The organism is Microvirga lotononidis (assembly GCF_034627025.1).
Classification (GTDB): domain Bacteria; phylum Pseudomonadota; class Alphaproteobacteria; order Rhizobiales; family Beijerinckiaceae; genus Microvirga; species Microvirga lotononidis.
In genome coordinates, this window is record NZ_CP141049.1 from 231,610 (window position 1) to 244,810 (window position 13,201).

Sequence of the window (13,201 nt, forward strand, 5' to 3'; positions counted from 1 at the left end):
TTGGGGTGATAGAAACCTCATGGATCTTACTGCCGTACAAGTGCGGTGCCGCAAAACAGCCGTTGGCTAGGAGGCCTCAGCTTCGTGGCGAACGTCTGATTGAGGCAATAGCTTCGAGATCGAATCTGTTCTTCGATGGAGTGCCTCGCCACACCCATGCGCGAGCAACCTGATCCTCCTTTCAAGCACTCCGTGCAGCGGCGCCTCGAAAGGGACTATCCATGTCTCATGAGCGGGTTCCCATCTAAACCAGCCAGCAAAAAGCCCGGGTTTCCCCGGGCTCTTCGTTGATCGCAGGTACGATGAATCTCAGTAGGTGCCGAATTTGTAGCTGAGGCCCACGCGAACCGTGTGGAACTCAGGATCCTGCTCGGCCGTGCCACCCTGGATGAGAGCCGTCGAGTTGTTCTCAACATCCTCGAACTTGGTGTAACGGTACTCGACGCGAGCTGTCAGGTTATTGGTGAAGGCGTACTCAATACCAGCTCCGAGGGTCCAGCCCCACTCGGTATCATCAAAGGACTCAGAGTACACGCCGGGAACAACGCCGAAGCCCGCCGGGATCGTTGCGCTGTAGGTGTTCTCGATATTGGCGAACGCCAGACCACCGGTGATGTAGACAAGGGCACGATCGAAGGCCACACCCGCGCGAGCGCGGAGCGAACCCTGGAAGTTGATCTCGCTCTGCACTGAAGCCGAGGCTCCTGGGAAAGCCGGAGACGTGACGGTCAGATCACCGTCGATGCCAGCGGCTTCGATATCGCCCTCGACGCCGAGCACGAACGAGCCGATCTGATAGTTGAAGCCCGCGTGGACACCACCAACGAAGCCGTCCGCATTGAAGTCCGTGGCAATGCCGCCGAGATTAACCGGCACGCCGCCAAAGAACACCGAGGTCTCGTCTTCACCCCAGGCATAGCCAGCCTGTGCGCCGACGTAAAAGCCCGTCCAGGTAAAGACAGGAACCGCGGTCACAACCGGAGCCGGAGTATGACGTGAAGGCAGATCAGCAGCCGAAGCAGCAGCTGTAAGAGCGACCAAAGCGGTCGCAGAGAGAAGCAGGTTTTTCATTGCAGGATGCCCCTAGATAGAGAAGATATTCATAGCATCCTGGGCTAAATTGTCTGTCACTTTCGAGCCACAACGAGCAAAGGAAGAGCCATTGGTTCGAGCCACATCTCAGCTGCACGGAGTGCGCCACCGCAAGTTTGATCAAGACAGCCCCGCCTGAAACAGGTAACGGTGCGGTCGCGGAATCTTTTCCGAAGGCGTTGCTAAGGCGTGGTGGAATTTCAACCGGGGGCAGTTGAGATGCGGTGGAGAGCAGAATCGCTGAACTCTGGAGCGAGTCAGTCAGCAACGGAGATCTTAAGAGACCTTCGTCTCAGCTGCACTGGTGCATGTGCACCCGCGGCTGTCATGCGCCCGACGTCCCGGATCTCCGGCCAAGCCGAGACCCAGCTTCTGCACGGTAGGAACGCACGTCATTCTTATGCCCATCCGAGTGTCCTTCTCGCCTCGGTGTCGGCGTTCACCTTGCTGCTGTCCGTTTCTGCGGTCGAAGCACAAACCGTAATTGACAATGGTTCGGTGGTCACAGTCCCAGGAACCACACCAAGTCCGTGGACGCTGACTGATGCCCTCTATGTCGGCGATACGGGGATCGGCACCCTGCAGGTCGAGACGGGCGGCCAAGTCACCGCACCAACAGTTCGCATCGGCAACGACGTTGGCTCGGACGGTGCCGTGACGGTCTCAGGGCCCGGAGCCTCGCTGAGCGTGGATACAACCGTTAGGGTGGGGCACGCGGGAATCGGTTCTCTGACCATCACAAATGGTGGGACGATCACAAGCGAGGGCGTCTTTCTAGGGTCGGTGACAGGTTCAAATGGAACGGTGGTCCTGCGCGACGAAGGTTCGCGCTGGGACTCCAGCGGCTTCTATGTCGGTTCGGAAGGTTCCGGCTCTCTGAGAATCGAGGCAGGCGCCGACCTTTTTACCTCGTCGCAGGTGATGGTCGGTAGAAACGGCTCGGGGACCGCTGTCGTGAGCGGACCCGGGTCGACCTGGTCGATGTCTGGCCTAAAGGTGGGCGGGATCGCAGCGGGCACACTGACGGTCAGCGACGGAGGCAGTATCACCAGCACCGGTCAGGCCATCATCGGAGGAGGCAGCCAGCAAAGCAGCGTGACCGTCACCGGCGCCGGATCCCAATGGGACGCCAACATCATATTCCTCGGTAGCGATAACCGCGGCATGCTCACCGTGAGCGAAGGCGCTTCCGCCACGGCAGCGGACACTTTCGTCGGGACCATCACTCCAGGAAGCATGATCCTGACCGGGCACGGCTCTTCACTGACCAGTACGATCCTGAGCGTCGGCTATGGGGCCACGGGCACACTGCGGGTGGAGGACGGCGGCACCCTTACCACCAACTCGACGATCATTGGCGGGTGGGCCGGCATATCAGGCTTCGCGACCGTGACAGGGCTCGGATCGGCGTGGCATCTCCAGGGACAACTCTTGCTCGGGGAGCCTGGCCGCGGCGCATTGGCGATCGAGAATGGCGGAACCCTCGCGAGTCTGTCGGCAATAATCGGTAATGCGACTGGTGCAACAGGAACCGTCACCGTTACCGGGGGTGACTCAACCTGGATCAACAGCGGTACCCTCAGTATCGGAGAATCCGGCACTGGTACGCTGACAGTCAATGACGGCGCCGCCGTGACGGCTAATACGACACGGCTGGGGCAGAATGGAACTGGTCAAGGGGCTCTGACTCTCGCTGGCACTGCCGCAGCGCGTGGGCAACTGATAACCGACCAAGTTGCGAGGGGCAGCGGCATGGGAACGTTGACCTTCAACGGCGGCCTCCTCATGGCCACCGCTGACCGGGCCGATTTTCTCGCGGGCTTTGACGCCGACGACGTAACCATCGCGGCTGGTGGCGCCTTTCTGGACAGCAACGGCCACATCATAGGCACAGCAGTGGCGTTCAACGGCACTGGTGATCTCATCAAGACGGGTGCAGGCACGCTCACCCTATCTGGCGCCAACACCTACTCGGGCATGACCCGCGTCGACGGCGGCACTCTCGTAGCCCAAGGCGGATCTGCCACCCCCGATGACTCCGCTGTAATTGTCGGAGCAGGCACCTACCGGGTTGAGGATGATGAAACGATCGGCTCTCTGTCTGGTACTGGCGCTGTCTTTGTTGCAAACGGGAAGATGCTGACCACTGGCGCCAACAATCAGAATGCAACTTTTGCAGGGTCGTTGACGGGCGATGGATCTCTTGAGGTGGTCGGCGCCGGCACGTTCACGATGACCGGCACGAGCAGTCTCGGCGGCAATCTCACAATCTGCTGCTCCCGCGTCGACATGCAGGGCAATGCCATGATCGGCGGCGACGCCACCGTGCTGGGCGGCATGCTGGTCGTGGGCGGCTCGCTCGCCAGCACCGGCCTCCAAGTGCAGTCGGGCGCCACTCTTACCGGTTCAGGCAGTCTGATCGGAGGCGTGATAGTAGCCGACGGCGGTACGCTGGCGGGTACAAGCGGTCAGACCCTCAGTATGGGCAGCCTGGCTCTGGCCGCCGGCGCCAATCTCAAGGTTGAGCTCAACGCTGATAGCGCCAATCCTCTCTTCGACGTTGCGGGCGATCTCTCTCTGAACGGCCGCCTCACCATCGCCGAGAGCTCGGATCTGTCGGCGGCAACCAGCTATGACCTGTTTCACCATAGCGGAGCGCTGACCAACTCGCCGCTGGTCCTCACTACGACTCCCATCGGCTACAAGCTCTCAAACTTTGGACTTGAAAGCAGTTCCGGGAAGGTCACGCTGAACCTGATCGATGCAGCGGGCCAGCAGTACTGGACCCAAGGGTCAGGTCTATGGACCAGCACTGGCTGGAGCAATCCGGATGGTAGTCTGCTCACCCTGTGGGGAGGCGACACGGCCGTCTTCCAAGGCAGCGGCGGAACTCTCACGATAGACGGGACGCAGAGTTTCTCTGCTCTGCGTTTCGAGGCGGACGACTACAACATTATGCCTGGCACAGGCGGAGCCCTGACCATTGCAGGGCCACGAGGAGACGTGCGGGTGGATGGTGGTTACACCGCAACCATCGCCACCCCGATTGAGGGCGCAGGACAGTTCGCCAAGGGTGGCGCCGGAACTTTGATCCTATCCGGCATCAACACCTACCAGGGCGGCACCTGGCTCGCCGCCGGAACGCTCGGGATCAGCTCGGATGCCAATCTGGGCGATGCTGCCGGTGGGCTCGCGATCGAAGGCGGCGCAACGCTGCGGACGTTGGCAGATCTGACCGCCGCGCGCGCCGTCAGCCTTGGAGCCGGTGGCGGTGTTCTCGACACCGATGGGCATGTGGTGACCCTATCCGGTCCAATTGAGGGGGTCGGCTCGCTGACCAAGCGTGGCAATGGCACGCTCACCTTGAAGGGTCTGAACACGTATGCGGGCGGAACCGCAGTCAACGCTGGTACGCTCCTCGGCACTGCCAAGAGCTTCGGCTCTGGACCCATCACCAATGACGCCACCCTAGTGGTTGATCAGGCTGCAGACGCGACCCTCGCCAATGCCATTAACGGCACGGGCCATCTGATTAAGACCGGGGTCGGCCAGCTGGAGCTGACGGGAGCCAGTACCCTGTCGGGACCGACCTCTGTAGAGGCCGGACGTCTGGCGGTGAACGGCTTCCTTGCTTCTTCGCCGGTGACTGTGCAGACCAACGCCGTTCTCTCCGGGACTGGCATGGTGGGGGAAATCCTCGCTCAGGGCGGCTCCATAATCGCTCCTGGCAACTCGATCGGCACGCTGTCCGTGAACGGCGATGTCGGCTTTGCAGCCGGTTCGACCTATGCGGTGGAGATCAATGCTGCTGGCCTGTCCGACCGCATCAATGCTCAGGGAAAGGCTGTTCTCTCCGGAGGCACTGTGCAGGTTCTACCGGACCAGGGCACCGGCTATGTGGCCAACAGCCCATACACGATCCTCACGGCCCGGGGCGGCGTGAATGGCACGTTCACACGCACAACCGGCGGAGAGTTCGCCTTCGTGACGCCCACCCTGGGCTACACGGCCGATGCCGTCACTCTGACCTTGGTCCGAAAGACGGATCCCACAGATCCGACGGAACCACCTGATCCCAATAGCCCGAAACCGCCGCAGTCGGTGGCCTTTCATTCGGTGGCGGTGACGGAGAACCAGTACCGTACCGCCGATGGCGTCGAGGCTCTGCGAGAAGGCAATCGCCTGTTCGACGCGGTGATCGGCGCCAGTGTCGCTGGCGCCCGGCAGGCGTTTGATGCGCTCTCGGGCGAGGCGCATGCCTCCGCCGCCGCTGTGGCCTATGGCGATGCCGCACAGGTGCAGAACAGCATCCTCACCCACCTGCGCCAGCCGCTGACCTCCCGCCTGCCCACCTTCGTGCAGGGCTCCTACACGGCCGCTTACGCGGCCGATGCTCCCGGGACAACTCCGCAGCCCGTGGCAGTGGTGCCCGCGTTCGATCCCCGTCGCTTTGCCCTGTGGGGCGAGGGCTTCGGCTCCTGGGGCAAGATCGGCGGCAACGGCAATGCCGCGGGCCTCGAAACCTCCACCGGTGGGTTCATCCTCGGCGCCGACGCGCAGGTGGCGGAAGCCTTCCGTCTCGGTCTGGCCGGTGGCTTCACCCGCACCACCTTCGACATCGACGGCCGGCTCTCGTCGGGCAGCAACGAGAGCGTCTTTGCAGCACTCTACGGCTCGTCCTCCTGGGGAGCGCTCAGCCTGCGGCTGGGCGCGGCTTATGCCTGGCACGACATCGATGTGAACCGCACCGTCCGCTTTCCCGGCTTTGCTGGCGCGATCGACACGTCCTACGATGGTTGGACCGCACAGGCCTTTGGCGAGGTGGGCTACCGGATGGGCCTAGGCCCGGTGCAGCTGGAGCCGTTCGTTGGAGCCTCGGTGTTGCGGCTGCACACCGACGCCTTCCAGGAGGAGGGCGGGCCCGCAGCGCTCACCGGCTCCGCCCGGGATCAGGATCTGGCCACCACGACGCTGGGCCTGCGGGCCGAGGCCCGCCTGAGCGACACGGTCCCGCTGATCGTGCGCGGTCTCATCGGCTGGCGCCATGCCTATGGCGACGTTGAGCCAGAAGCGCTCCTCGCCTTCAGCGGCGGTGCCACAGCCTTCACGGTGGCGGGCACGCCGATCGACCGCAATGCGCTGGTGGCGGAGGCTGGGCTCGACTGGCAAGCCTCGGACACGATTAGCCTTGGGATTGCCTACTCCGGTCAGGTCGGTAAGCGGATCCAGGAGCATGCCCTCAAGGGTAACTTCACCTGGAGGTTCTAAGCCTTCACCGCCTCTTGTAACGACGAGCCCCGCTGAAGCCATTCAGCGGGGTTTCTTATGTCGGATGCGCATTAGTAAGGATCCCGTATCCATGCTGGGAGCCACAATGATCCAGATTGGGAGAGCAGAGTTCTCCACCCAACTGAATGAGGCAGCCGGCCAGGACCATCCTTGACCCAATCCCCGGAAAGCAGGTCATGATTGATACCTCGGAGCGTCCGCAGGAGACGCAAGGGTCTTGCAACCCCTCGAGCTGCCGCCAAATGAATCGAGCTTGGCCTGAGAGGCCTTTGCTGCTAGGATTTCTGTCATGATCAACCGCGTCGCCCTCCTTGCCGCAAATTTCATGTACCTGAGAGGGTGCACGGGATGGCTGTTGCGCTGATGCGTGTGTGATCATTCCGAGGACCCTCCCGAGGCGGGTAGGGTCCTAGGCTTCTGCTCTCCTCATCTCAACTGTGGAGAGCAAGCATGGACACAACTCCCCCTTCCCCGAAACACAAACCCACCCGCTCTCTGGCCGTTCTCTCGGTCAGAAGCATCGCCTGCCGGATGGTCCGCGTCCTCGGATGGGGCAAGCCATTCACTGATCGAGAGGCTCTGCAGAGCCTCAAGCATCTCAATGGTCGTGAACTGCACGACATTGGCATGTGGCGAGAGCCTGAACGCCGGACCGACACTTGGTGGCGAATGACCCCACCGCCTTGAGCGCCGCGGGCTTCTCTAGACTCAAGGGGGTTTTAAAACCCCTTGAGTTCCATAAGGTCCCGTTCCGCGAAATTCGACATCGACTTCCGCCACTTTGCAGCGTCTATCTGGCTCCGTATGCGGAGGCTGGATCAAGTCGGGCCTGCAAGTTGCGTTCATGAGGGTGCGCCTCAGGGTCAAAAAGCAGGGTCAGACTATGCTCTTCGCTTTTGGTAATTCTGACCCGATGGATTGCCGGCTCGTCGTGAATGTCTGTCTCTAACCGAACCGGGTGATGACCGGGGTCGATCACCTCAATTTCTATGACAGCATCATCCTCGAGCACGGCATGAGCCCACCCGGAGGCGGGGCTGAGAGCTAATCCGATGAGTACGAGCAGCCTGGAGCTCAGAGGCAAGCTAGGGCTACCCGCCGAGCGGTTGTAGGCGGTGCTGCCCACTGGGGTGGCGACCAAAGTCCCGTCGCCAATGACAGGGCGCGGACGCTCTATTCCATTCACAGTCAGGAGCAGTTTCGCTGACTGCCTGGTCTGCCGCACCAGGGTAATCTCGTTGATCCCGAACGCTGTCCTGACCCGCCCAGCGGCATCCGTACTTCCTGCTCGCAGGGGGGAGAGCTGAATGCTCGTTGCTGCCTGAATGCGCTTGGGGAGGTCCTCGACCCGAAAAGGCATTCGCCAGAAACCCAACAGAGTCTTCGTGCCTCATGGCGAAAACAGGCTTGGTGGATCCCTTCAGCACAGTGTGGAGCGCATGGAGAGCAATGCCATCTCCGCCGATGGGAACAACGCAGTCTGCCTCAGTAAGGTCAGACTGACCATACTCATCCGTAAGCTGCTTTAAGGCTCGTTGGGCTGCTGGCTTGGGCGAGGCCACGAACATGATCCGTATCGTCATGGGATGACCCTACCTGCTGTGAACTCATGTTCTAGGAGGCCCATGATGACATCGTCATGCCACTGGCCGTCGACGAAGGCGGCTTCACGCTCACGCCCCTCAATCTGAAAGCCACACTTTTGGTAAGCGCGGATCGCCCTGGTGTTGTAGGCGAGCACCCGGACACCGATCCGGTGGAGTTTCAGATCGTGGAAGGCATGGCCCAGGACCAGCATTATCGCCTGGGTGCCGAGTCCTTTGCCGAGGCACTGGGGGTCCAGGATTCCAATGGCCAGCGAGGCGCGCCGATCCTGCCTATCGATCCGGTCCAGGCGGACCTCTCCGATCAGCCGGTCCGTCGCGATCACCCACGCTCTGGGATGATCCATGAGGGTCTGAACCCACCTCGCGGCGCTCTCCGGAGTGGGAGGCCGAACGGCATCCTGGCTGACGCCGAACATTTCCACGATGTCCGGGTCATTGCCCAGCCTCAAGCGAGCCTCGACATCGCTGCTCTGAGCTTTGCGAAGGGTGATGCCTCTGCCTTCTAAGACAGGAATGGGCTCAAGCTGCATGGAGGCACCTTGATCAGTCCGTTTTTCTACTGAGAAACAACCCGGCTTCCTTTGCGACCTCAAGAACGCCCTTACCTTCCTCAAAGGCACGGGCAATGGCTTCCCGGAACTCGGTGAGTTGGGCCTCGCTGGCGCCGTCACCGGGCGGATAGGACGTGAGCGCCAGGAAGACATCCTCCGGCTCCGTGATACGCAGCCGAGCGGGGTGTTGCGCCATGGTGACATTTCCGAATTGGGACTACATCAACCGTTCGGCGGTTTCGAAGCCGAAGGCCGCGGCCGCCGGATCTGACGGGGGACTGCCGAACACGGTTGTCAGCTCATACATCCTGCGCATGTTGCCGGCGCCATTGGTTGTCACCGCCAGGAAACCTCCGGGCTTCAGCACGCGATACATCTCCGCGATACCCTTTGCCGGATCCGGCAAGTGGTACAGCATATGCATGGCGATCACTGCATCGAAGGATCCATCATCGAATGGGAGGACGGATGCGTCGGCTTGCTGGCCTTGGACTGATCTGAAGGTCAACGGTTTGCACCGTTGGGCTGCTTCCTCGACCATGCCGGGGGATAGATCTGCAAGGGTGAGATCAAGGGCTTCCAGTAAGCCATTGGCCGTTGCAGACCAGAACCAGCCCGGTCCGCAGCCGACGTCGAGGATGCGGTCTCCCGCTTCGAGCGGCAACTTCCCTGCGACCCACGGAAACCAGCCGACCTCGGCGATGGTGTACTTTGAGTTGATCCGCGCCCGGGCAGCAAGCTTTTGGCTATCGCTGTACTGTTGGGCCATGACCGAGGTGATTGACGACATGCTTCCTTCTCCTGCCCAGGCGGATATCCGCCGGTCATGCAAAGCTTAGATGCCCCAGGGGACTGTTCCACGAACCAGACACATTAGCAATTCAGTCCTGTCGCGATAGGATGATGAGGATTTAGCATGTTCCGAGGGGCTAGTTTCACGCGCCATCAGGTCGGTCTTCCCCGAATAACAGGGGCCCGGAGCTTACGATTCCTTGACCTGCGATAGGAGAGGTTGTGCACTGTCCCACCGTACCAAAGGCGTTCGTGTATCTCACGCGCGGCGAGCGCGACCTCCTGCTGGTCTCCCATCCGATGCACCCGGAAGCGGGTCTCCAGGTGCCGGCCGGAACCGTGGAGCCGGGCGAGGATCCTGAGGAGGCCGCCAGACGTGAGCTGCCCGAGGAGAGCGGGCTGAGCGCCTTCCGGATCGAGCGCTACCTCGGCGAGCACACCTACGACATGCGCCCGTTCGGCAGGGAGCAAGTTCACCGCCGCTTCTTCTTCCACGCGGTCCTGATAGGCGAGGCACCGGAGCGCTGGCGGCATGAGGAGCGTCACGCAGGCCCGGCGCCGATCCCCCTCGAGTTCTTCTGGTGGGATCTCGGCGCCGGTCGGCCGGATCTCATCGCCGGGCATGGCAAGATGCTCCGACATCTTCTGGATGGGTGAGGCAGGGGCAGCAGGAGAGGTCCGCCGGACTCCATGAGGAATGCGCCTGGGATGTTGACCCTGATCGGAACCGTTATTACTTTAGACCCATGATCGCATTCGCCCACACTCTGCGACTTCGCCTCCCGGTCGTTCCGACGGCCGGGTCTTTCGTCGTTTCCGCGAAGTAACCTGGGCGACGCTCCTCTCGCGCGTTCGCCCGAACGCAGAGAGTTGAGCCATGAAAGCCGACTTCTACTGTGCCGTGATGTTCCCGTACCCGTCCGCGGCGGGGCTGCATCTGGGGCACTACTACAACTACGCCATCATCGATTCCTACTGCCGCTGGCTGAGGCACCGCGGCACGAGCGTCTTCCAGCCCTTCGGCTACGACGCCTTCGGGCTGCCGGCCGAGAACTACGCCCGCAAGGTCGGACGCAACCCGGCGGATGTGACCTACGAGAACATCGCGCAGTTCCGGCGGCAGATGGATCGCATGAACACCTGTTTCGAGGAGCGCCTGATCACCTGTGAGCCGTCCTACGTGAAATGGACGCAGTGGATCTTCACGCGCCTGCGCGAGCGGGGACTGGCCTACAAGGCCTGGGGCGAGGTGAACTGGTGCCCGTCCTGCGAGACCGTGCTGGCCAACGAGCAGGTCATCGATGGCCACTGCGAGCGCTGCGCCAGCGCGGTCGAGCGCGGTGAGATGAACCAATGGTACTTCCGGATCACGGACTACCGGGATCGCCTGATCGCCGGCCTGGATCGGATCGACATGCCGGATTCCACCAAGCGGATGCAGCGGGCGTGGCTGGCCGATCTGAGGGACTGGTGCGTCTCGCGCCAGCGGACATGGGGATGCCCGATCCCGATCGAGGGTGAGACGGACACCCTGGACGGGTTCGTGGACTCCTCGTTCTACTACCTGCGCTACCTGACCGACAGCGACACCGAGTTCCTGCCGGACGGTTGCTACCAGCCCGTGGACCTCTATGTCGGCGGGGCCGAGCACGCCTGCATGCACCTGATCTACACCCGGTTCATCCACATGGTGCTGTTCGACTTAGGTGTCGTCCCGCAGGAGGAGCCCTTCCGTAAGGTGATCCACCAGGGTGTCATCAGGAAGGACGGGGCGAAGATGTCGAAGTCCAAGGGGAATGCCGTTAGCCCCGACGACTACGATCCCGACGAGCTGCGGCTGTACCTGATGTTCATCGGCCCCTATTCCGAGGGCGGGGAGTGGTCCGACGAGCACATCACCGGGCAGCGCCGGTTCCTGTCACGGATGCGGCGGTGGCTGGAGAGCCGGGGATCCGACCGCATCGACCTGTCGGCCTTCGAGGAGCAGGTCGACCAGGACGTGCGGGCCTTCAAGTTCAACAAGGTCGTCAGCGGGTTCATGGAGTTCTACAACCGCCACAAGCACCTGCGACCGGACGAGGACACGGCCCAAGGGATCGAGGAGGTGCTGCGCGTCTTCGCACCGGGATTCCGAGCGGGCACGCAGTAGGCGGGTGGCGGGTGCCGCTCACGGTCCGATCCCTTCGACGACCCTGATCATCATAGGGGCGTTGCGCCCTTTCCAAGTACCAGTCCTGCCTCTAGGTTTTCCGTCCTACGGAATATGAGACGGGAAGGATCACGGGATGACTGTCTCGGAGCTCGACATCGTCAGACGCGCCTATGCCCGCCAGATGGTCGGGCTGCTCGGCAGCCCCAACGAGCGGCTGGAGCATGCCTTCGCGTCTGTTGCCCGTGAGCGCTTCCTCGGCAACGAGCCCTGGCTGATCCTGCATCGTCCGGACGGTGGATACGTGACTCTGCCCTCCAATGATCCCGTCTATTCCTACCAGGACGCGTTGTTCGCCCTCGCGCGGGAGCGGGGGGTGAATAACGGAAGCCCTTCGCTGCATGCACAGATGATCCATGCCCTCGATCCGGCCGTCGGGAGCACGATTGCGCATATTGGGGCTGGGTCAGGCTACTACAGCGCTATCCTGGCCGAGTTGGTCGGCCCCTCCGGCAGGGTGATAGCGGTCGAGTACGATCCGGATCTTGCCGAGCAGGCGCGGGCCAATCTTGCGGCATGGCCAAACGTTGAGATCGTTCAAGGCGATGGCGCTCTCTGTCCGCAAGGCAACGTGGATGGGATATACGTGAACTTTGCCGTCGAACGGCCGGCCGACCCGTGGATCGAGCACCTGCGTCCGAAGGGACGCTTGGTGTTCCCCATCGGGGTCGCGGGGCGGCCGCGATCACCGGGGGGCCCACGGCACACCCTGCGCGGCCGAGTCCTGCTCGTGGTGAAGAACGGGTCCGAGCATTCGGTCGAAATCATCAGTCCGGCCACCTTCGTCTGCGCGGAAGGCCAGCTTGCGGTCAACGAGGATGAGAGGGAGCGGCTTGCGGCTGCGTTCAATGGCGGTGGGGCCGAGTTCGTGAAGACGCTCGTCTGGAAGAAGCCCGTTGATCCATCGCGATGCTGGTACGCGGCGGCCGATTGGGCGCTCTCCTACGATCCGCCGCGGGAGTGACCATGCCGGCCCGGTATGTTCTCAAGGGCGTGAAAGGAAATGAGCGCACCTCGAACCTGTTCGCATATAGCGACCCGGATCTGCCCTTGGCACCAGGTGTGATCGACACATTGTCGGCCTTTATCGTCGGGACCTCGCCTACACAGGCGATCAAGGCGGTCCCATAACGCCATGGTTTCTCTACGTGTTGCAGCCTTCCAGCGCCGGCCGCTTTCTAATGATGTGAGTGGGGTCTTGTCCCAGCTCACGGAGGATCTGGAGGGGGGCCGCCAGCAAGAGGTTAACCTCGCTCTGTTTCCTGAATGCTATCTCCAAGGGTACGCCCCGGATCGGGAGACCATCGTTGCGCGCTCACTCACCTTAGACAACTCTGAGATCAGGGATGTTCTATCGGCGCTGGAGAGATACCCGACTACGATCATCCTCGGGCTGATCCAACGGCGAGGAGCCTCATTCCTCAACTCGGCCCTCGTGATCCGGGAGGGCGATTGCTGGGGACTTACGCCAAGACACATCCGAATGAACCTAGGTTTGATGCCGGATCGGATTATCCGGTCTTCGCCATCCATGATTGGATGTTTGGCATCAATATCTGCAACGACGCCAACTTTCCCGAGGCGTCCTTGAACGTCAGCCGCATGTCGTCCGAATTGAGAAACTGACACTCTAGTGCATTGTTCCTGCTGTCGTATGAGAT

8 protein-coding genes and 2 pseudogenes are annotated in these 13,201 nt (G+C 61.9%); 6 read left to right on the forward strand and 4 right to left on the reverse strand.

Annotated features, from left to right (window positions below; translation table 11 throughout):
* Window positions 1–309: 309 nt before the first annotated feature.
* Window positions 310–1,071: an outer membrane protein gene (locus tag U0023_RS24570; protein WP_009491997.1), complete on the reverse strand. Its 762-nt coding sequence runs from the start codon at window positions 1,069–1,071 to the stop codon at window positions 310–312.
* A gap of 519 nt (window positions 1,072–1,590) precedes the next feature.
* On the opposite strand from U0023_RS24570, the gene U0023_RS24575 reads away from it, so the two are divergent.
* Window positions 1,591–6,360, forward strand: a complete 4,770-nt coding sequence (locus U0023_RS24575; protein WP_195904189.1) for an autotransporter domain-containing protein — start codon at window positions 1,591–1,593, stop codon at window positions 6,358–6,360.
* 811 nt (window positions 6,361–7,171) lie between these two features.
* Here the strand turns inward: U0023_RS24575 and U0023_RS24580 are convergent.
* From U0023_RS24580 to U0023_RS24590, 3 genes and pseudogenes are all read right to left on the reverse strand, one after another.
* Window positions 7,172–7,741, reverse strand: coding sequence for a diacylglycerol kinase catalytic domain-containing protein (locus U0023_RS24580; protein ID WP_009492003.1), 570 nt, complete (start codon window positions 7,739–7,741; stop codon window positions 7,172–7,174).
* Window positions 7,742–7,960: 219 nt separating this feature from the next.
* Complete coding sequence (locus tag U0023_RS24585) at window positions 7,961–8,518, reverse strand: GNAT family N-acetyltransferase (RefSeq protein ID WP_009492005.1); 558 nt, start codon at window positions 8,516–8,518, stop codon at window positions 7,961–7,963.
* A 13-nt stretch (window positions 8,519–8,531) separates the two neighbouring features.
* Window positions 8,532–9,329, reverse strand: a pseudogene (locus U0023_RS24590) (class I SAM-dependent methyltransferase).
* Window positions 9,330–9,583: 254 nt separating this feature from the next.
* Here U0023_RS24590 and U0023_RS24595 point away from each other — a divergent pair.
* From U0023_RS24595 to U0023_RS35640, 5 genes and pseudogenes are all read left to right on the forward strand, one after another.
* Window positions 9,584–9,988 carry an NUDIX hydrolase gene (locus U0023_RS24595; RefSeq protein WP_052600545.1) on the forward strand — a complete coding sequence of 135 codons (405 nt, stop codon included), beginning with the start codon at window positions 9,584–9,586 and terminating at the stop codon, window positions 9,986–9,988.
* 220 nt (window positions 9,989–10,208) lie between these two features.
* Window positions 10,209–11,480, forward strand: coding sequence for a class I tRNA ligase family protein (locus tag U0023_RS24600; protein ID WP_009492013.1), 1,272 nt, complete (start codon window positions 10,209–10,211; stop codon window positions 11,478–11,480).
* Window positions 11,481–11,616: 136 nt separating this feature from the next.
* The gene (locus tag U0023_RS24605; RefSeq protein WP_009492015.1) at window positions 11,617–12,504 is read left to right on the forward strand and encodes a protein-L-isoaspartate O-methyltransferase family protein; all 888 of its coding nucleotides are present in this window, start codon (window positions 11,617–11,619) and stop codon (window positions 12,502–12,504) included.
* A 2-nt stretch (window positions 12,505–12,506) separates the two neighbouring features.
* Entirely contained in the window at window positions 12,507–12,671 is a 165-nt protein-coding gene (locus U0023_RS24610) for a hypothetical protein (RefSeq protein WP_009492017.1), read from the forward strand.
* A 4-nt stretch (window positions 12,672–12,675) separates the two neighbouring features.
* Window positions 12,676–13,166, forward strand: a pseudogene (locus U0023_RS35640) (carbon-nitrogen hydrolase family protein).
* Window positions 13,167–13,201: the final 35 nt, after the last annotated feature.